The following is a 20,667-nucleotide window of genomic DNA, read 5'->3' as shown; positions in this document are numbered from 1 at the left end:
ATAAAAACGAATCATGACTCCGGTTTTGATTCGTTTTTTTCGTTTAAAATGATTTTATAATCCACCGGAAAATCAGAAGAATAATAGCCAGCTACCTCGTCTGTTTGTTCTGGAAGCGGAAGATTGACAAAATTTCCATTGGCATCAAAACGCTGCATAAATTTATCTTCCGAAGGATTAAAATCTGGTTTTTCCCAATCGTATTTGATTAACTTTCTATACTCAGGTGTTTTATAAAATAAGGACAAGACAAAACCCGTTATCAATCCAGCCAAATGGCCCTCCCATGAAATTGCTTTTTCTCCTGAGGTCTCGGGACTAGGAAAGACATACCAAACCAAACCACCATAAATAACAATTACGGCTAGAGACAAAGCCACCAAACGATAATACTGTGTTTGTATCCCTTTGAAGAAAATAAAACTCACCAATACATAAATTAAACCACTTGCTCCAATATGGTAATTGTCTCTCCCAATAACCCAAGTAATCATTCCCGAAAGTAAAATTCCAAATCCTATAACTTTTACGGACTGATTGGCATAAAAAAACTGCAGAGCCGCTAATAAAACTAGTAATGGAATTGAGTTATTGTAAAGATGTTCAATATCACCATGAATAAAAGGACTAAGTAAAACTCCTTGTAAGCCAGAAAACTCCCTTGGATAAATCCCATATTCAACAAAATCAAAATCAAATCGTATTTCAAGCCAAAATACAAACCATAAGAATAGCACAAAAAAAAGCGGAAGTCCAAAAACTTTATTGGTGAATTTGAAATGATTATCCATTAGTAACTTTAGGTTTATTGTTCTTGGTTATTTTAAAATCAAAAATTTATCCAAAAGCAATTTAATGCTATTTTGTCATATAACAACTTGAACTGGATTTTTAGTGCGATTCCTTAGCCCAGATGGAAACGGCATCCTTATATATCTCGTTTTTTCAACGAGATATAAAAGATATAGTGTACAGCTGGAAATAGCTCCAAATAAATATAGTAATTTTACCAGAGTTATATTTTTGATTTAGGATATAAGATTAACGAATTCAGATTTCAGATTAAAAAAATAAATGGAAGCACCACTTGCAGAACGCATTCGACCACAAAAATTAGAAGACTACATCAGTCAATCCCATCTGGTTGGCCCTAATGGTTCATTGACACAACAAATTGCGAAAGGAATTATTCCTTCTCTAATTTTTTGGGGACCACCGGGAACAGGAAAAACAACTTTAGCGCAAATAATCGCGCAGGAATCAAAACGTCCTTTTTATATTTTGAGCGCCATCAATTCTGGTGTTAAAGATATTCGTGAGGTTATTGAAAAAGCAAAACAGAGCGGTGGACTGTTTACCGCCAGAAATCCAATACTTTTTATTGACGAAATCCATCGTTTTAGCAAATCACAACAGGACTCCCTTTTGGCGGCTGTAGAAAAAGGATGGATAACATTAATAGGCGCCACGACAGAAAATCCCAGTTTTGAAGTAATTCCCGCATTACTATCCCGTTGTCAGGTATATGTTTTGAATGCTTTTACGAAAAGTGATTTGGAGACTTTATTGCATCGCGCTTTAAAAACAGATGCATTTTTAGGAACTAAAAACATTAAACTTAAAGAAACAGAGGCGCTGCTGCGACTTTCTGGAGGTGATGGACGCAAACTATTAAATATTTTTGAACTCGTCGTAAATGCCTCCGATGAAGACGAAGTTATCATCACTAACGACCGCGTTTTTGAACTGGTGCAACAAAATACTGTTTTGTATGACAAAAGTGGCGAACAACATTATGATATTGTATCTGCTTTTATAAAATCAATTCGTGGAAGTGATCCAAATGCCGCGGTATATTGGTTAGCCAGAATGATTGAAGGCGGTGAGGACGTAAAATTTATTGCACGACGCATGCTTATTCTTTCTAGTGAAGACATAGGAAATGCCAATCCTACCGCATTTATTATGGCCAACAATACTTTTCAGGCTGTTACAACCATCGGTTATCCGGAAAGCAGAATTATATTGAGTCAATGCGCGATTTACTTAGCGACTTCTCCAAAGAGTAATGCTTCCTATTTGGCAATTGGAACGGCTCAACAACTTGTAAAACAAACTGGTGATTTACCGGTTCCAATACATTTACGCAATGCGCCCACGAAACTAATGAAAGAATTAGGATATGGTGATGAGTATAAATATTCACATGATTTTGCAAACAATTTTGCAGAACAGGAATTTCTACCCGACGCTGTCAGTAAAAAACCTTTGTATATTCCAGGAAATAATTCCAGAGAAAATTCGATAAGAGAATTTCTTAAAAATCGCTGGAAAGATAAATATGGATATTAAAATTAGCTCAGATGCACTACAGTGCATCTCTACAAAAACAAACTATTTAAAATTTAACCTCTATTTTTTCTGAAATTAGACTATCGTTTTGATAATACTCAAAAAACCACTGATTGTCTTTTGCTATTAAAACACCTTGCGTATTTCCTTTTACAGCAATGTAACAATTGGCATTTGATGTTTTAAAAACTTTCATTACCACTTTTGGCGAACTATCAACTAATTGAAAACCGTTCGTTATAGGTTGAGCATAAAATAAATTGGAATTACTTTTATCAATAATAATGGTGTCATTATTACTTTTGTAAGGAATTGCCACAGGAACTGCACCAGTTTTTACTTCTTGTTGCGTATTGATTGTTCCGATTCCTTTATATTTATATTTTAAAGCAAACATCGATACAAATGCTTTGTTTAAAGCTTCGGTATAAGCGAGCTGAAAATCCTTTTCTTTACTTATTCCTGTTTCGGACTGAAAAATAATTTTCTCGTTACAGTCCTTAAAAACAATATGAAGCTTTGTTGTCAAAAATGATTTTTCTTTTATTACGTCAAAATACAACAAGCTACATCTGTTATTGAATTCCTCGCCTATTGCTTCATTAGTATAATAAGCCTCAAACCCTGCTTTACTTAAATTAAACTTTGATAAAGTTGCCAAACGGTATTGATTTTCAGTCTTAGTAAAATCAAATTTCAAGGGAATTATTACCGATTTATAATCATTTACCGATTGTGAAAAACCATAGTTAACAACCAACAACAGTAAAATTAAAATTCTTTTTTTCATAATTATAAGTATTTTTTTAGTTCTAACAAATGATTGACTTGTTTAATATTCTGTTCGACTTGGGCATTACTTCCATTAAAAAAAATGGCGTCTAATCCTACATTTAGAGCACCCTGAACATCAGCTTCGAGGCAATCACCAATCATAATGCTGCTTTCTTTTTTGGCTTTAGCCAAATCAAGGGCATATTCAAAAATAATAGGATTCGGTTTTTTAACTCCTGCCATTTCAGAATTGGTAATTGTATGAAAATAACTTCCAATCATAGAATTGCTTAGTTTTTTATATTGCACCTCGGCAAAACCATTGGTAATAATATGGAGCTTATATTTTTGATTTAAGTAATCCAAAATCTCAAAAGCTCCGTCGAAAAGATGGTTGTTTTCAGGCAATAATTGAATGTATTCCTGAGCAATACTTTCAATCTCTTCGTCAGAAATCGCATAATTGATCGCATCAAAAGAATGTTTCAACCGATTGTAGCGCAACTCATGATGCGTAATTTTATCATACTGATATAGCTTCCAACACGCTTGATTTATTGGAACATATTTTTCAATGAAAAATTTAGTTTCGATTGTTGGATGATTTCTATTGAAGATATTTTCAAATGTCAATTCAGAATTCTTATCAAAATCCCAAAGCGTATGATCTAAATCAAAGAAGATATCTTTTATATTCGTGTTGTTCATTTTTTATTTTCTAAAATATTCCTTCATCAACAAAACTAAAATAATTCATTTCTGTTACAATTAAATGGTCTAGTACTTTTATTTCCAAACTATCTCCCGCGAGCCTTAACTTCTTCGTAATATGTTTGTCAGCTTCACTTGGAATCAATGTTCCTGAAGGGTGATTGTGACAAAGAATTAAACCTGTGGCTCCCATCTCAAGTGCCGTTTTAAAAACTAATCTCACATCAACTAAAGTACCGGTTATACCGCCTTTGCTTAGTTGTGATTTTGAAATTATTTTATTAGAATTATTCAAATATACAATCCAAAACTCCTCATGAGGAAGTTCTCCAATTATTGGCTGCATGATCTCAAAAATCATTCTACTGGACGTTATCTTTATCAACTCTACGGCATCCTCTGCCCTTCTCCGCCTTCCTAATTCCAATGCCGCAATTATTGAAATGGCTTTAGCCTCCCCTATTCCTTTAAAATTCATCAACTGGGAAATAGATAATTTTCCCAGTGCATTCAAATTATGACCAACACTTCCTAATATTCTTTTACTCAAATCCACTGCCGATTCATTGCGGGTTCCTGAACCAATCAAAATGGCAATCAATTCAGCATCACTCAAAGCACTTTTACCTTTCAGCATTAGTTTTTCACGCGGTTTGTCGTCTTCAGACCAATTAGTAATAGGGAAAAAGGAATTTTCGGCCATTCATTTACAATTTAAATTTGTTTCTGCATACAAATACTATTCTCTAAACCCACGTACGGTTCGTAATTCTCAACAATTATATAACCCACTTTTTGATACAAACCGATAGCTTCTTTTTGTTTATACAACGTTTCTAAAACAGAAATCCCATATCCTAATTCCTTTGCCCAAAGCTCCAATTCCTGCAATATTCTTTTCGCCAAACCCAAACCACGCGCTTCAGGAGAAACAAACATACGTTTTATTTCAATTGTATTTTCATCTTGTTTCTTGAAACAACCGCAGGCAACAGCTTTATTATCAAGATAAATAATCACAACGTTAGAATTTAATTCTATGATATTATTTCCCCAATAATTTGTCTTTAATTCTGGATAACACGCCCACAAACCGGTATCTAATGCAGCTACCAAATTGACGAAATCTATGTTTTCATTATTCGTTTTACTGACCGTTATTTTATCATTCATTTCTACACAATTGAATAATTACTTAATTAATTCCTTTACCCCATCAAAATTCAATCCGCCGTAATTACCGGAACTCATTAATAACAAGGCAGAATTCTCAAGATTCAGGTTGAATAAATAGTGTTTAAAATCTTTTGGATTCGTATAAATAATTAAATCTTTTCTGTTGAATGCATTTGCGATTTGTTCGTAAGTCACTTCTTCCAATTGCTTTATTTTAACAGCATCTGGCGAATAGAACACAACCGCTTTATCTGCATATTCGAGCGCTCCTTCGTATTCTTTAAGAAATTCAGCATTCAAGCTGCTGTAGGTATGCAATTCTAAACAAGCCACTAAAGTTCTGTTCGGATATTGTTCTTTTACTGCTTTTGTAGTTGCCGCCACTTTACTGGGCGAATGAGCAAAATCTTTGTAAGCTACTTTGGTTTTGCTTTCCGCAATTTTTTCCAAACGTTTTGATGCGCCTTTGAAACTGGCGATAGCTTCATAAAAATCAGCTTCATCAACACCCATATTTTGGCAAATCCATTTGGCTCCAGCCAAATTATTAAGATTGTGTGCTCCAAAAACTTCGATTGGCATATCGCCTTCGGGAGTTTCAAGCAGCGTAACACCATCGTTTACGCTATATTTCGGGGTATGATAGGCTAATTTACGAATTGGATTAGTCGCAGCTTCGGCAACACGTTTTACTTCAGAATCATCTTCGTTGTACACTAAAATTCCGCCATTGGTGATTTTACCAATAAAAATTTCAAACTGTTCTACATAATTTTCATACGTTGGAAAAACATTGATATGATCCCAAGCAATACCGGAAATCAAAGCAATATTCGGTTGGTATAAATGAAATTTTGGCCTTCTGTCTATTGGCGAAGACAAATACTCATCTCCTTCCAAAACGATAAAATCATTTTCTTCGGTGAGATGCACCATCGTATCAAAACCTTCCAGTTGTGCGCCAACCATGTAATCTACCGCTTTATCATGGTAATGCATCACGTGCAAAATCATCGAAGTTATAGTAGTTTTCCCGTGAGAACCGCCTATAACTACGCGTGTTTTATTTTTGGATTGTTCGTAAAGAAATTCAGGATAGGAATATATTTTTAATCCTAATTCCTGTGCTTTCAATAGTTCGGGATTATCGGCTTTGGCATGCATTCCTAAAATTACTGCTTCAATATCCTGAGTAATTTTTTCAGGAAACCAACCTAATTCTGGAGGTAAAATTCCTTTTTTGTCTAATCTTGATTTTGACGGTTCAAAAATAGCATCATCACTTCCTGACACTTGATATCCCTTGTTATGCAATGCTAAAGCAAGGTTGTGCATAGCACTCCCACCGATAGCTATAAAATGTGTACGCATTTTAATTTATAATTTATGGTTATTGAATTTTTAAATAAGTTGAAAGTCATCTCTTTTAACTGATTTGCTATTTTTTATTTTTATATTGTTCCAAAACTATCTTAGCTTTTTCTGGCTCATTCATTTTGTTTCTATACAAATTTGCCAACTTTTGGTAGCTCATTTTTGAACCGCTAATGACTACTGCTTTTTTAAATTGTTGTTCGGCTGAAGTATATCTTTTAAAGTACTCATCAATATGCCCTCTTGACAAATAGCCATCTACCGGAGAAAGCCGCATTAATTCATTCGAATATTTAATGGCTTTAGACTGACTCCCGCCAACAATTCCAGGTAATTGTATATACAACTCGATTAGTGCCCAACGCGCTTCAATATGTTTTGAATTCAAAACAATTGCTTTTTCAAAAGATCCTCTAACTTCATCAATCATTCCAAGTGCTTTGAATCTATTAACTTGGGTAGCTTTCATCCCTAAAACACCTCCATATTTATAATAATAATTGGCTTCCGAAGGCCTGAGTTGTTTTAGTTTTTTATAATAACCAATCGCTATATCCCAAGATTTATTTCGTCCGGCAATATCTCCCAGATATTCGATAGTTTTAAGATTAGACGGATTACTTTTTAGGAAATTTTCAAAAATAGGTCGTGCCTGATCAAATTTTTCTTCTTTGAATAATTTTTCTGCGGTATCAAAATTGGACTGCGCCCACATCATCATCGGAAATAACAAAAAGGTTACTAGTAAATGTTTCATACTTCAAAAATAGGGAAATTTATAATTGTAATTTAGCAACCTTATGAAAGGTTTATCTTTTTATAAAAAAATCCGCCTCATTAGATAACGAGACGGATTCTATTTTTATAAAAACTTATTTCTTAGTCATTCAACATTTTCCACAACTTGTCTTTCAATTCTGTTAATCCTTGTTGGGCAACAGATGAGATAAACATATAAGGAACATCTTTGAAGGCGACGTCTAGTTCGACTTTTAGTTCTGCCTTTAACTCATCATCGAGCATATCGCATTTTGAAATTACCAACAAACGCTCTTTGTCAAGCATTTCTGGATTGTATTTCGTCAATTCATTAACTAAAATATCATATTCTGCTTTAATGTCCGGCGTATCCACTGGTACTAAAAATAACAAAGTTGAATTACGCTCGATATGACGCAAGAAATAATGTCCTAATCCTTTTCCTTCAGCAGCGCCTTCAATAATTCCTGGAATATCTGCAATTACAAAAGACTGAAAGTCTCTGTACGCTACAATTCCAAGATTTGGTTTTAGTGTCGTAAACGGATAATCCGCAATTTTTGGTTTAGCTGAAGTCAATACTGATAGTAGCGTTGATTTTCCTGCATTGGGGAAACCTACCAAACCTACATCGGCCAGAACTTTCAATTCCAGAATAACATCCATCTCAGCTCCAGGTAATCCAGGTTGTGAGTATCTTGGCGTTTGATTGGTTGAACTTCTAAAATGCCAGTTTCCTAAACCACCTTTTCCACCGCGAGAAAGTATTTGTTTTTCACCGTCATCAGTGATTTCGAATAAGATTTCTCCAGTTTCTTTATCTTTTACGACAGTTCCTAGGGGCACTTCGATGAATTTATCGTCCCCATCCGCACCTGTACTTCGGTCCCCACTGCCATCACCACCATTACCGGCTTTAATATGTCGTGCAAATTTAAGGTGAAACAATGTCCAAAGACCTTTGTTCCCAACTAAATAAACATGTCCACCGCGACCACCATCTCCACCATCTGGCCCACCTTTTTCAATAAATTTTTCTCTATGCAAATGCGTAGATCCTTTCCCTCCTTTTCCGGAAGAAACATATATTTTAACGTAATCTACAAAATTCCCTTCTGTCATCTTTTCTAATATTCAATTTTCAACTATAGTTTCAGTACTCATTTTGAGTTCTTCAATCCTATAAACTATTTTTACATGTGCAATGATTTCACCATTACTTTATCAATCTTAACGCCATCCATATCAATGACTTCTAACTCAAATTTCTGCCAAATCAACTTTTCACCTTGCTTTGGAATATGAGAAAGCTCCGTCATTATCAATCCGCTCACCGTAGTTACTTCATAATCATTTATCAATTCATCCAATTCAAAATACGTTAAAAAATCGTGCAATGAATAATGACCATCTACTAACCAAGTACCATCTTCTCTTTCAATTAATTGAAAATCATCTTTATAAAAATCAGAAGCATCTCCTACCAAGGCTTCCAAAATATCATTCAAAGTAATTACACCTTGAAAAACACCATATTCATCAGAAACAAATGCATAATGAATTCCTGTTTTCTTGAAATTCTCAAGAGCAATATACGCCGTAGTTTGCTCCATCATAAAAGGAGCTTCCGTCATTATATCTGCCAGATTGAAATTTTCATTTTCAAAATGAGCAAAAATATTTTTCAGGTTTACCACCCCAACAATATCATCATAATTATCTCCATATACCGGATAAATAGAGTGTAATTCCTTAAGCATAAACTCTTTAACCTGTTCCTTATTAGAATGCAATGGCAAAAACATCACTGATTTTCTATGGGTCATTAAGGAATTTATTTTTCTATCACCAATATGAAAAACACGTTCCACGATATCTTGTTCTATTTCCTGAACTTCTCCACCTTCAGTTCCTTCTTTGATAATAGCCTTTATCTCTTCCTCAGTTACTTTACCGTCAGCTGTAGGTTTAATTTTTAAAATATTCAGTAAAAATTCTGTAGAATGAGTCAACAACCAAATAAAAGGCGCTGTAACTATTGACACTATTTTCATAGGCAATGCAACTGCTTTGGCGATAGATTCAGGATGATTTAAACCTATTCTCTTAGGTAATAATTCTCCCAAGACAAGAGAGAAAAAAGTTAATATTACAACAACAATTCCTACTGCTAATGGGTGCGCATAGGGTGTTAGCATTTCAAATCCTTTAATAAACGCTTCTACATCTTTAGTTATTTTATCACCGCTATAGATACCGGTAAGAATTCCGATCAGGGTGATTCCTATTTGTACTGTTGACAGAAACTTATTTGGCGAATTAGCCAAATCCAATGCGATTTTTGCACTTTTATTTCCTTTTTTGGCAGCAGTTTCTAATCTGTTCTTTCTTGCCGAAATCAATGCGATTTCAGACATGGAGAAAACCCCATTTAATAGTATTAGAAAAAATATTATGAGTATTTCCATATTTTTTTTTAGCCCAGATGGTAGAGAAAAGCCCGCAGCTTATAAAACTTATTTTTCTTGATAGAAAAGAGCGACCGGAGGAAGCTCCTTTTATGGCTTAGAAAAATAGTTTTTTAAGCGAGGACTTGTAACGTACAGCTGGTGATTGCTCCTATAAATTATCAATAACGGCACTTAAACGCTCCGTAATCTCTTGAATTGTTCCTATTCCGTTTACGGCGTAAAACTTTCCTTGTTCTTTGTAATACCCCATCAAAGGAGCTGTTTTTTCATTGTATTCCTGATAGCGATTCCTGATTTTTTCTTCATCTTGATCGTCTATTCTACCACTTGTTTTCCCTCTTTCCAATAATCTTTGGATTAAAATTTCATCATCGGCTTCAAGCGCAATTGTAGCGGCAACTTTGGAATCAATGGAAGTAAGAAATGCATCTAAAGCTTCAGCTTGTGAAATCGTTCTTGGATATCCGTCAAACAAAATTCCGTTTGTATCCGGATGTTTATTTACCTCATCGATAAGCATTTTTGTAGTCAATTCATCTGGCACTAAATCGCCAGCATCCATATAAACTCTTGCTTGTTTCCCTAGTTCCGTATCGTTTTTTAAATTAAAACGAAATACATCTCCAGTAGATATATGTGTTAATTTATACTTTCCCTTTAAAAATTCTGCTTGAGTTCCTTTTCCTGCTCCTGGTTTTCCAAATAAAACAATGTTAGTCATAATGTTGTTGGGTAGTTATTCTTTTAGTTTATATACTTCGGGTAAATTTCTTCCTAATCCATTATAGTCCAAACCATAACCGACAATAAATTTATTAGGAATTCTTATCCCAACGTAATCTATTTTGATGTCTTTTGTGTATGCTTCTGGTTTAAAAAAAAGTGTTGCTATCTTAAAATGCTTTACATTTTGTTTTTTGAATAATGCCTTTAATTCTACCAAAGTATTTCCGGTATCCACAATATCTTCAATAACAACAACTGTACGTCCTGTTAAATCCTGATTTAGTCCTATTAATTGTTTAACTTCTTCCGTTGAAGAAGTCCCTTCATAAGAAGCCATTTTTATAAAAGAAACCTCGCATGGTTTTTTATAAAGTTTCATAAAATCAGAAACGACCATGAAGGCACCATTCAAGACACCCACAAAAACAGGCGTTTCATCTGCAAAATCGTCTTCAACTTGCGCAACCATTTTTGCGATGGCAAATTCAATTTCTTTAGCAGAAATAAACGGAACAAATTGTTTATCGTGAAGTTGTATCATTATTTTCGTGTTTAAAATAATGGGCAAAGATACAGAATTCGGATTTGACAATTGCTAATTGGACATTAATTTGTAATTGACCTATTGAATGCACTAATTATCTTAATAACGCAATTGCAAAAATTATAATTGAAATCTTAAAAAAAACATATAATTTTCTAAAAAACAACCAGTTAGACGACTAAAATAATCTGTTAATCGAAAAAATAGTGTATTGAATTTATTTATTCCTAACTTTAAGTAAAGGATAATGAAAATCGTACAATTATGGCTTCACTAAATCCAAATACTACAGTTTTAGGTGTAAAAAACGCTAAACATTTGTTGCGAAGAGCAACTTTTGTTTACACCAAGGCTTTGATAGACCAATATTCTAAACTAACTCCTACCCAAGCGTTAGATCTATTATTAGTTGATAATCCCCTTGTATTAAACTTACCATATGACCCTTTGCCAACCACTGCTCCAGATGGTTTTTGGACTGAATCCGCAAATTTAGCCACTTCATTTCCCAATCAATATGGCAAAGGCACAATTGTAGCTGGCTGGTGGTGGTATAATGCCATAAATAGTCCCACACTAAAATTTAAGCTTTCTCATTTTCTTTCCACCCGTTTTACAGTAATTAAAAACACCGATGTATTTGGATCAGCAACTGAATTTTATGATTATATCCGGTTGCTTTTATTTTATTCCTATGGAAATTACAAAAAGTTGGCGAAAAAAATGACTCTTAATAATTCAATGCTTTGCTTTTTGAGTAATAGTTCAAATGTAAAAAGTTCCCCAAATGAAAATTATGCCCGCGAATTTCTAGAATTATTTACCATTGGTAAAGGCGTACAAATTGCAACTGGAAATTACACGAACTATACGGAATCTGATATTATTCAGACAGCAAGGCTATTAACCGGATTTAAAAGAAAATCTGACAGATCTATAATCGATTCTGGAACGGGGATTCCAAAAGGGTATAATCAATTCTCAGATCACAACACCAGTTCTAAAACATTTAGCGGTGCTTTTAACAACAAAATAATTGCTTCTGCAACTGACGCTGCTTCGATGGATACCGAATTAGATAATTATATTGAAATGGTTTTCAACCAACCGGCTACAGCCAAAAATATTTGTAGAAAAATATATACCTACTTTGTAAAAAGCAATATTTCGGCGGAAGTAGAAAACGACATTATTGTTCCTCTGGCGCAAAATCTCTATGACAACAGCTATGAAATTGTGCCCATAATTCGAAAATTATTAGAAAGTCAGCATTTTTACGATTTGGATGACAGCAATACTACCGACGAAACTATTGGCGGAATAGTAAAATCCCCCCTCCAGCAACTATCCGAAATATGCACTTATTTAAAAGCCGCAATTCCAGACCCTGCTTCAAATCCATTAAACTTTTACAATGTTTTTTGGTGGAATTTCGTCAACAATAGCTTTTTTGTACGTTCCAACATGATTCTATTTGAACCTGAAAGTGTTGCCGGACATGCTGCCTATTATCAGGCTCCTGATTTTGATAAAACTTGGATTTCATCTTCAACGTTAATCGCAAAATACAGGTTAGGAGAATCATTACTAGACGGGGTAAACAGGATTAGTGGCAACAGTAATATTGCCACTAAAATAAATATTTCAGATCTGCTAAAAAACACTGGAATTGTATCAAATCCTTCGAATTCCTTTACATTAACTTCTGAACTGTGCAACGCACTTTTCGCTCAGGAAGCCGACTCTGATCGTATTAACTACTTTATGAATTCATTTCTTCTGCAAGGTCTTTCTAATTATTATTGGACTGAATCCTGGAATAATTTTATTAGCACCAATAATAGCTCGGTAGTCGAGTCTCGACTAAAGCTATTAGTTACCAAAATATTAAGAGCTCCCGAATCTCAAATGTTTTAGTATTATTTAAAATTTCTATTTAACAATCAAAATACTTAAGAGAACTTAAATCTTAAATGCTTAAGTATTGTCAAAAATTAATTTAGCGACCCAAATATTAATAGACCCCGAATCTATACTGTTTAGTTTATTTCATTCATTAATAACAAAACAACAAATATCATGAAAAGAAGAAATTTCATTAAATTGACTTCAACTGCTAGCGCACTTTCATTATTGCCTACAGAAGTCTTTGCACTTTTCAAATCAACAGGCATGACAAGCTGTCCTGATTCCAGCTCAAAAAAAATAGTTTTAATTCAACTATCCGGGGCTAATGATGGATTAAACACCATTGTACCTATCAATCAATATGATACATACGCGACATTGCGACCTAACATTAAACTTAATAATGTTGGAATGACAAATGGCATAATTAATCTTGACTCAACCTTGACGATAGCCAATCAAGTAGGATTACATCCTTCTCTCTCTGGATTTAAAAGCCTATATGACAAAGGATTTATGAGGATTATTCAAGGCGTTGGCTACCCATCACAAGACAAATCCCATTTTAAATCAACCGATTTATGGTTAACCGGAGGAGATGGCACTATGGCCAATAATAATTTGGATAGTGGATGGACAGGACGATTTCTTGAGAATTTTTATGCTGAATATTTAAATTCAAATTTTCCTTTAGGAATTCAACTTGGCAGTAGTGACAATTCACTCGGTTTTCATGGAGAAGTCGAACACGGCATGTCCTTAAACATTAACGGACAAGATTTATCTGGATTTTATTCTGTGGTGAATGGTTTAGGCGGACAACCGCCGGCAAACATCCCAGATTCAGAATATGGAGGTTTAATTAAATACATAATTAATAATGATGCTTCTACAAATTCTTATGCTCAAAGCATTTCGAGTTCCTTTAATTCCGGTTCTAATTCATTAACATATCCTAATACCAGTTTATCCAATCAATTAAAAACAGTGGCGCGATTTATTTCCGGAGGCCTTCAGACCAAAGTTTATTTAGTTAAAGTTGGCGGATTTGATACTCATGACTTGCAAGTAGCGGCAAACAATACGACTCATTTAGGGAATCATGCCACTCTTTTGACTCAAATATCAGAGGCGATTAATACGTTCATCACGGATTTAAATAATCAGAACATGGCCAATGATGTTGTGGCGGTTACCTTTTCCGAATTTGGAAGAAAGGCCGGAGAAAATGCAAGTTTAGGTACGGATCACGGAGAAATCGCCCCGATGTTTGTTTTTGGGAGCGCCATTAATCCTGGAATCTCTGGGACAAATATTAATTTATCTGAAGCCGTTTTGGCAAATAATTATCAAGTTCGAACAGTCCAGCATGATAACAGAAGAGTTTTTAGTACAATCCTTCAAGATTGGTTTGGAGCAAGCAACCAAACATTAGATTTAACGTTTTATAATCAAACCACTAATACTGGCTTTTCAAATAATAAAATAGCGGATCTAATCAAAACTCAAAACATAGTTAATTCGACCTGTTATACTGACAAATTACTTTCCGTCAACGAGTTCAAAAATACTTACGAAGTTATCGTTTATCCAAATCCAACTTCAGAACTCATTACCATTAATTCGCCAAATAACAATGACATTCATTCGGTTTCGATTTATTCAATAGACGGAAAATTTATTGGAAAATATAAAAATCCTTTAAGCAGCAGCCAGCTTTCAATCAATGTTGAAAATCTAGCGACAGGATTTTATAATTTAAAAATCGAGACTGCCAACGGGAATTTTTCCAAAAAAATAATTGTGAGAAGATAATATTTGGAATAGTGAAATACTTATCTGACCATTTTACAACTCGTATTTTTTTGTTATTACTCTTTTAAAAGTATCTTTGTAAAATCAATTTTACAGATAAATTTCAATACAACGATGAATTATTTTTCTTCTGATTTTAAACTGGGAATTCTCGGTGGCGGACAACTCGGCAAAATGCTGTTATTTGATACCCGAAAATTCGACATACAAACTTATGTACTTGATCCAAGCGATGAAGCACCCTGCAAAATAGCCTGTGACCATTTTTTCAAAGGCGACTTAATGAATTTTGAAACCGTTTACAATTTTGGAAAGTTAGTTGATGTTTTGACTTTTGAAATCGAGCTGGTTAATCTTGAAGCTTTAGCAAAACTAGAAGATGAAGGATTGAAAGTTTATCCCTCGCCTAAAACACTAAAACTTATTCAAAACAAAGGGATTCAAAAAGATTTTTATATACAACATGCTATACCAACCGCAAATTACAAGCGATTCCCAAATTTAAAAAGTGTTGTTGTTGACATTCTTGATTCCAAACTAAAATTACCTTTCGTATGGAAATGTACTGAATTTGGCTACGACGGAAATGGCGTTAAAGTAATTAGACAAATATCGGATTTAGACAATTTAGCTAATGTAGAATGCATTGCTGAAGAAATGGTTCCTTTCAAAAATGAATTAGCAGTTATTGTTTGCCGCAATCCATCCGGAGACATTAAAACATATCCTGTGGTTGAAATGGAATTTCACCCTGAAGCAAACCAAGTAGAATATGTCATTTGTCCTGCCCGAATTGATGATAAAGTTGCCGAAAAAGCAAGAGCAATTGCCTTAACCGTTTCTGAAAAATTCAATCACGTAGGATTATTGGCCGTTGAAATGTTTCAAACGGAGGATGATGAAATCTTGATAAATGAAGTCGCTCCTCGTCCGCACAATTCGGGACATTATTCAATTGAAGCCAGTTATACTTCCCAATTTGAAAACCATCTGCGTGCGATTCTTAATTTGCCGCTTGGAAATACAGACAGCAAAGTAGCTGGAATTATGGTAAATTTGGTTGGTGAAGAAGGTTTTTCTGGAGCTGTAATCTATGAAAACATTGAAAAAATATTAGGATGGGACGGTGTTACGCCACACATTTATGGAAAGAAACAAACGCGTCCCTTTAGAAAAATGGGACATGTTACCATCGTAAATGAAGATATTAACGAAGCACGAAGAATTGCTGAAGATGTAAAGAATACGATTAGAGTGATCAGCCCCCCGACCCCCGAAGTGGGAGTTTAAGGTCTTTCAAAAAATAAAATAATTAAATAAAAACCCTACTCACCCCTAGTAGGAATTCCCCCTTCGGGGGTTAGGGGGCTAATATGAAAGTAGCCGTAATAATGGGAAGCATATCAGATATGCCTGTAATGCAAGAAGCGATAGACATCTTAAAAGCATTTGATATCCAAACAGAAGTTGATATTGTTTCCGCACACAGAACCCCCGAAAAATTATTTGACTTCAGTAAAAACGCACATCATCGTGGGATTACCGTTATTATAGCCGGTGCTGGCGGTGCCGCTCATTTACCTGGAATGGTAGCTTCTATGTCACCTCTTCCTGTAATTGGTGTTCCGATAAAATCAAGCAATTCTATTGATGGATGGGATAGCATTTTGTCCATTCTTCAAATGCCAGGAGGCGTTCCGGTCGCAACAGTTGCATTAAACGGAGCAAAAAATGCCGGAATTCTTGCCGCTCAAATCATAGGAAGCCACAACAAAACTATTCTTGACCGAATAATATTGTATAAAACAGGATTGAAAGAGGCAGTAAATATTGCCTCCGAAACTCTGAATAAATAACAAAAAAAGCTCCTTATTGGAGCTTTTTTTCGTTCAAATCACGAATTTTTTATTCTTCGATAACTGATTCTTCGATAATGCCTTCAAATTCTGAAGCGATAATATCATCTCTATTTAACCAATATTCAGATGTGACAATAGTGAAATCGATATTATCCGTTGTCGTTATATCCCAAAGTATATCCTCTGCTTCTGGAAATGGAGCGTTTTGAGTCATCGCTTGATCAAACAATCTTTTGATAAGCGTACTTTCAGATAATCCTTTGTTTAACAACTTTAAGACATCTTCCTTGGTCAACTCTTTGACATTTTCATCCTCCAAAGGAGTGAAACTGCATTTTACAATAGTAGCTTTGGCATTAGGAAATTTTCCGTTGTACGCCTTGAAAAGCAATTGATTGACATGAAACAGTTTAGAATGCAAACCAATTTCCGGATATTCTTCGCAAACTTTATCTAAAAACATGTCATTAGAAATCTGTTGAATTTGTCCTTCATTCAATTGTTCTGATAATTTATAAGTCAATACGATTACAGCGGCTTCTTTAGGTTCAAAATCAGAAATTGCCATAAACAATAATTCTTTTAAACTAGCAGTATCTCCTTCCGCATCAGGATAATCGAATTTTTCCAGTAATTTTATAAAATCTTCATCGGTCCAATAGTCTTCAATTTCATCGACACTAAAGGCACTTTTTATTGTAACTTGATATTTCATATCGCACTTAATTTATTAGCTTTATTATAATTAATGGACTTAATATCCCGCCATTTTTTACAATGTAGGCCTTTTTAACCACAAGACAAACTGACGTTTTATAAAGTTTAACAGTTAATCAATCCGTTTAGAAACCTCATTTTTTTTTAATAAATACCTACATTTGTATATTGAAAAATATTACATTTCAATTAATGATAATTAACGACTCTACAATGAAAATTCTTACTCAACATTTCAATACTAAATACGATACTGCTCCATTTTCACAAATAAAATTGGAAGATTACAAGCCCTCTTTTATTGAAAACATTTCGGCTGCAAAGGCAGAAATTGATGCAATTGTAAATAATCCAGAATCCCCAACATTCGGAAACACTATAGAAGCCTTGGATTTTTCTGGAAATGCACTAGACCGATTATCTAGTATATTCTTCAATTTGAACTCGGCAGAAACCTCAGACGAAATGCAGAAAATCGCACAAGAAGTTTCGCCATTGCTGACAGAATTCAGCAATGACATTACGCTGAATGCCGATTTATTCAAAAGGGTAAAATCAGTTTTTGAGCAAAAAGACAGTTTAACTTTAACGCCTGAACAAGCTACATTATTAGATAAAAAATTTAAAAATTTCTCTAGAAACGGAGCGTTACTTTCTGAAGATAAAAAAATACGCTTGCGCGAAATTGATACCGAATTAGCCAAACTAAAACTGACTTACGGCGAAAATGTTTTGGCAGAAACCAATAACTATGAATTAATTATTACCGACGAGGCCGATCTAAAAGGACTGCCAGAAGGAACTATAGAAGCAGCCGAATCATTGGCTAAATCTAAGAATATAACAGGCTGGATTTTTACGTTGGATTTTCCAAGTTATATTCCTTTTGTAACTTATGCTGATAGCAGGGAACTTCGAAAAGAAATTGCCATTGCAGCCGGAAAAAAAGCATTCAAGAACAATGAATACGACAATCAGGAAAATGTACTGAAAATCGCCAAATTGCGTTACGAAAGAGCTCATTTACTGGGTTACGAAACCCATTCCCATTTTGTTTTGGAAGAGAGAATGGCACAAAATCCAGATAAAGTAAAATCGTTTTTGGATGATTTATTAGTTAAAGCAAAACTCGGAGCCCTAAGAGAATTTACTGAACTTACCGCTTTCGCAAAAGAATTGGACGGCATCGACCATTTAGAAAAATGGGACGGCGCTTATTATTCTGAAAAGTTAAAACAAAAATTATTCAATTTAGATGATGAAAAACTAAAGCCGTATTTTCAATTAGAAAAAGTTTTGAACGGAGCATTTACAGTTGCTCAGAAATTATACGGAATTACATTTACGGAAATTTTCGACATCGATAAATACCATAATGAAGTTACGACTTACGAAGTAAAAGATGAAAACAACCATCTAGTTGCCATTTTTTATGCTGATTTTTTTCCAAGAAAAGGCAAACGTAATGGTGCCTGGATGACCTCTTTTAAATCACAATATATTAAAGATGGTAAAAACGAAAGACCACATATTTCTAATGTTTGTAATTTTACAAAGCCAACAGAAACCAAACCTTCTTTATTGACATTTAATGAAGTAACGACTTTGTTTCATGAATTTGGTCACGGCTTACACGGCATGTTAGCCAATACAACGTATCCTAGTTTATCTGGAACTTCGGTGTATTGGGACTTTGTGGAATTGCCAAGCCAGATTATGGAAAACTGGTGTTATGAGCCGGAAGCCTTAGCTTTATTTGCCAATCATTATCAAACCGGAGAAATTATCCCGCAGGAATATGTGGAGAAAATTAAAGAAAGTGCCAGCTTTCAAGAAGGAATGGCAACGTTACGTCAAATCAGCTTTGGATTATTGGACATGGCTTTTCACAGTAACAATCCAAACGGAATTACGGATGTAAAAGCTTTTGAAAAAGCTGCTTTCGAAAACACTACTTTATTTCCAGATGTAGCCGAGAATTGCATGAGTGTTTCGTTTTCACATATTTTTCAAGGCGGATATTCTTCAGGATATTACAGTTATAAATGGGCAGAAGTTCTCGATGCAGATGCTTTTGCCTATTTTCAGGAAAAGGGTATTTTCAATAAAGAAGTGGCAACAAAATTTAAAGAGAATGTGCTATCAAAAGGCGGAACAGAACAACCTATGCTATTATACAAACGTTTTAGGGGACAAGAACCATCACCGGATGCTTTGCTAAAGAGAGCAGGATTAATTTAAATAACAACTATTTAGAACCCGAAGTTGAAATACTTTGGGTTCTCTTTTTAATGCCTAATTCAATCAAATCATGAGTTTCTTAAAAGCTGAGTGGAATAATCTAGCAATGATTAATTATGAAGTTAATCCTCAAATATTACAAAAATACGTTCCCAAAGGAACCGAAATAGATTTCTTCAACGGCAAATGTTACGTTAGCTTTATTGGTTTCTTATTTGAAAATGTTCGAGTTTTAGGAATGAAAATTCCTTTTCATTCTGATTTTGAAGAAGTAAATCTTCGGTTTTATGTGAGACGTTTTGAAAATGGAGTTTGGAAAAGAGGCGCGGTTTTTATCAGCGAAATTGTTCCAAAATACGCTATATCATTTGTAGCAAATACATTCTACAATGAGCAATACCAGACGTTACCGATGAAACACAATTTGAAAGTTAATGAAAGCTCCCGCGAATTTATATACCAATGGAAAGTAAAAGGCATTTGGAACACCATTCACGTAGAAACCAATAAAAATCCCATCCCTATTGAGGTAGACTCTGAAGCAGAGTTTATCACTGAGCATTACTTTGGCTACACCAAAATCAACGAAAAGGAAACTTTTGAATACCAAGTTACCCATCCGAGATGGCAGCAACTTGAAGTAATTAACAATACATCTGAAATAGATTTTGAGACTGTTTACGGGCCGGAATTTGCATTTATTAGAGAGTTAAAACCAACATCCGTCTTTCTTGCTATTGGCTCGAAGATCACCATTGAAGACAAACGAAAAATCTAATTTTAATGACTGTAATAAAAATTATCACAAGAATAAACGCACCACGTCAATCTGTTTTTGACTTATCCCGAAATATTGATGTCCACCAGCAATCTGCGAGTCCGACGCACGAGACCGCAATTGAAGGTATAACATCCGGATTAATAAATTTCAATGAAACCGTAACTTGGCGAGGTAAACATTTTGGAATTTATTTAAAACATAAAAGTAGAATAACGGCGATGAATGTATCTGACTATTTTGTTGATGAAATGGAAGAAGGTCACTTTAAATCTTTTCGACATGAACATTTTTTTACAGAAAAAAATGGTCTGACAATTATGAAAGACAAATTATATTACGAAGTACCTTATGGAGTATTTGGAAAAGTATTTGATTATTTATTTCTAAAAACTCATTTGCTTAATTTTCTAATAGAGAGAAATAAAATACTGAGAATTTTATCAGAAAAACAGTAAAACC

The 20,667-nt window shown here is 34.4% G+C and carries 20 protein-coding genes; 8 read left to right on the top strand and 12 right to left on the bottom strand.

What is annotated here, in order from left to right; genetic code table 11:
- Positions 1-11 precede the first annotated feature (11 nt).
- The gene (locus ACFX5E_RS10565; protein ID WP_379855156.1) at positions 12-791 is read right to left on the bottom strand and encodes a rhomboid family intramembrane serine protease; all 780 of its coding nucleotides are present in this window, start codon (positions 789-791) and stop codon (positions 12-14) included.
- 283 nt (positions 792-1,074) lie between these two features.
- On the opposite strand from ACFX5E_RS10565, the gene ACFX5E_RS10560 reads away from it, so the two are divergent.
- Positions 1,075-2,352, top strand: coding sequence for a replication-associated recombination protein A (locus ACFX5E_RS10560; RefSeq protein ID WP_379855155.1), 1,278 nt, complete (start codon positions 1,075-1,077; stop codon positions 2,350-2,352).
- A 46-nt stretch (positions 2,353-2,398) separates the two neighbouring features.
- Here ACFX5E_RS10560 and ACFX5E_RS10555 read toward each other — a convergent pair whose 3' ends face one another.
- The 10 genes from ACFX5E_RS10555 to hpt form a co-directional block, all read right to left on the bottom strand.
- Positions 2,399-3,142, bottom strand: coding sequence for a hypothetical protein (locus ACFX5E_RS10555; protein WP_379855154.1), 744 nt, complete (start codon positions 3,140-3,142; stop codon positions 2,399-2,401).
- A 2-nt stretch (positions 3,143-3,144) separates the two neighbouring features.
- A complete protein-coding gene (locus ACFX5E_RS10550) occupies positions 3,145-3,834 on the bottom strand; it encodes a YjjG family noncanonical pyrimidine nucleotidase (protein WP_379855153.1) in 690 nt (229 codons plus the stop codon).
- Positions 3,835-3,844: 10 nt separating this feature from the next.
- A complete protein-coding gene (radC, locus tag ACFX5E_RS10545) occupies positions 3,845-4,540 on the bottom strand; it encodes a RadC family protein (protein ID WP_379855152.1) in 696 nt (231 codons plus the stop codon).
- A gap of 11 nt (positions 4,541-4,551) precedes the next feature.
- Positions 4,552-5,010: a GNAT family N-acetyltransferase gene (locus tag ACFX5E_RS10540; protein ID WP_379855151.1), complete on the bottom strand. Its 459-nt coding sequence runs from the start codon at positions 5,008-5,010 to the stop codon at positions 4,552-4,554.
- An 18-nt stretch (positions 5,011-5,028) separates the two neighbouring features.
- Entirely contained in the window at positions 5,029-6,384 is a 1,356-nt protein-coding gene (locus ACFX5E_RS10535; protein WP_379855150.1) for a UDP-N-acetylmuramate--L-alanine ligase, read from the bottom strand.
- 67 nt (positions 6,385-6,451) lie between these two features.
- Positions 6,452-7,144, bottom strand: coding sequence for a tetratricopeptide repeat protein (locus ACFX5E_RS10530; protein WP_379855149.1), 693 nt, complete (start codon positions 7,142-7,144; stop codon positions 6,452-6,454).
- 122 nt (positions 7,145-7,266) lie between these two features.
- Positions 7,267-8,268, bottom strand: coding sequence for a GTPase ObgE (obgE, locus tag ACFX5E_RS10525; protein ID WP_379855148.1), 1,002 nt, complete (start codon positions 8,266-8,268; stop codon positions 7,267-7,269).
- A gap of 71 nt (positions 8,269-8,339) precedes the next feature.
- Complete coding sequence (locus ACFX5E_RS10520) at positions 8,340-9,614, bottom strand: hemolysin family protein (RefSeq protein WP_379855147.1); 1,275 nt, start codon at positions 9,612-9,614, stop codon at positions 8,340-8,342.
- A gap of 151 nt (positions 9,615-9,765) precedes the next feature.
- Entirely contained in the window at positions 9,766-10,338 is a 573-nt protein-coding gene (locus tag ACFX5E_RS10515) for an adenylate kinase (RefSeq protein WP_379855146.1), read from the bottom strand.
- A 15-nt stretch (positions 10,339-10,353) separates the two neighbouring features.
- Entirely contained in the window at positions 10,354-10,884 is a 531-nt protein-coding gene (hpt, locus tag ACFX5E_RS10510) for a hypoxanthine phosphoribosyltransferase (RefSeq protein WP_379855145.1), read from the bottom strand.
- A 267-nt stretch (positions 10,885-11,151) separates the two neighbouring features.
- Between hpt and ACFX5E_RS10505 the strand changes: the two genes are divergently transcribed.
- The 4 genes from ACFX5E_RS10505 to purE all read left to right on the top strand — a co-directional run bounded on the left by ACFX5E_RS10505 (position 11,152) and on the right by purE (position 16,466).
- Positions 11,152-12,804, top strand: coding sequence for a DUF1800 family protein (locus ACFX5E_RS10505; RefSeq protein WP_379855144.1), 1,653 nt, complete (start codon positions 11,152-11,154; stop codon positions 12,802-12,804).
- 162 nt (positions 12,805-12,966) lie between these two features.
- Positions 12,967-14,610, top strand: a complete 1,644-nt coding sequence (locus tag ACFX5E_RS10500; RefSeq protein WP_379855143.1) for a DUF1501 domain-containing protein — start codon at positions 12,967-12,969, stop codon at positions 14,608-14,610.
- Between the two features lie 114 nt (positions 14,611-14,724).
- Positions 14,725-15,900, top strand: a complete 1,176-nt coding sequence (locus ACFX5E_RS10495) for a 5-(carboxyamino)imidazole ribonucleotide synthase (protein ID WP_379855142.1) — start codon at positions 14,725-14,727, stop codon at positions 15,898-15,900.
- Positions 15,901-15,983: 83 nt separating this feature from the next.
- On the top strand, positions 15,984-16,466 hold the full coding sequence (gene purE / locus ACFX5E_RS10490) for a 5-(carboxyamino)imidazole ribonucleotide mutase (protein ID WP_379855141.1): 483 nt from the start codon (positions 15,984-15,986) through the stop codon (positions 16,464-16,466).
- A gap of 49 nt (positions 16,467-16,515) precedes the next feature.
- Here purE and ACFX5E_RS10485 read toward each other — a convergent pair whose 3' ends face one another.
- Entirely contained in the window at positions 16,516-17,184 is a 669-nt protein-coding gene (locus tag ACFX5E_RS10485) for a hypothetical protein (protein WP_379855140.1), read from the bottom strand.
- Positions 17,185-17,399: 215 nt separating this feature from the next.
- On the opposite strand from ACFX5E_RS10485, the gene ACFX5E_RS10480 reads away from it, so the two are divergent.
- The 3 genes from ACFX5E_RS10480 (at position 17,400) to ACFX5E_RS10470 (ending at position 20,663) form a co-directional block, all read left to right on the top strand.
- Positions 17,400-19,427 (top strand): M3 family metallopeptidase, encoded by a 2,028-nt coding sequence (locus ACFX5E_RS10480; protein ID WP_379855139.1) that lies wholly within the window; start codon positions 17,400-17,402, stop codon positions 19,425-19,427.
- A gap of 70 nt (positions 19,428-19,497) precedes the next feature.
- Complete coding sequence (locus ACFX5E_RS10475) at positions 19,498-20,205, top strand: YqjF family protein (RefSeq protein ID WP_379855138.1); 708 nt, start codon at positions 19,498-19,500, stop codon at positions 20,203-20,205.
- A 5-nt stretch (positions 20,206-20,210) separates the two neighbouring features.
- Entirely contained in the window at positions 20,211-20,663 is a 453-nt protein-coding gene (locus tag ACFX5E_RS10470) for an SRPBCC family protein (RefSeq protein ID WP_379855137.1), read from the top strand.
- The last annotated feature ends 4 nt before the right edge of the window (positions 20,664-20,667 follow it).

Source organism: Flavobacterium xylosi (genome assembly GCF_042787345.1).
Taxonomy (GTDB): Bacteria; Bacteroidota; Bacteroidia; order Flavobacteriales; family Flavobacteriaceae; genus Flavobacterium; species Flavobacterium xylosi.
The sequence above is the reverse complement of the archived record's forward strand: the minus strand, read 5'-3'. Positions and strand labels throughout refer to the sequence as shown.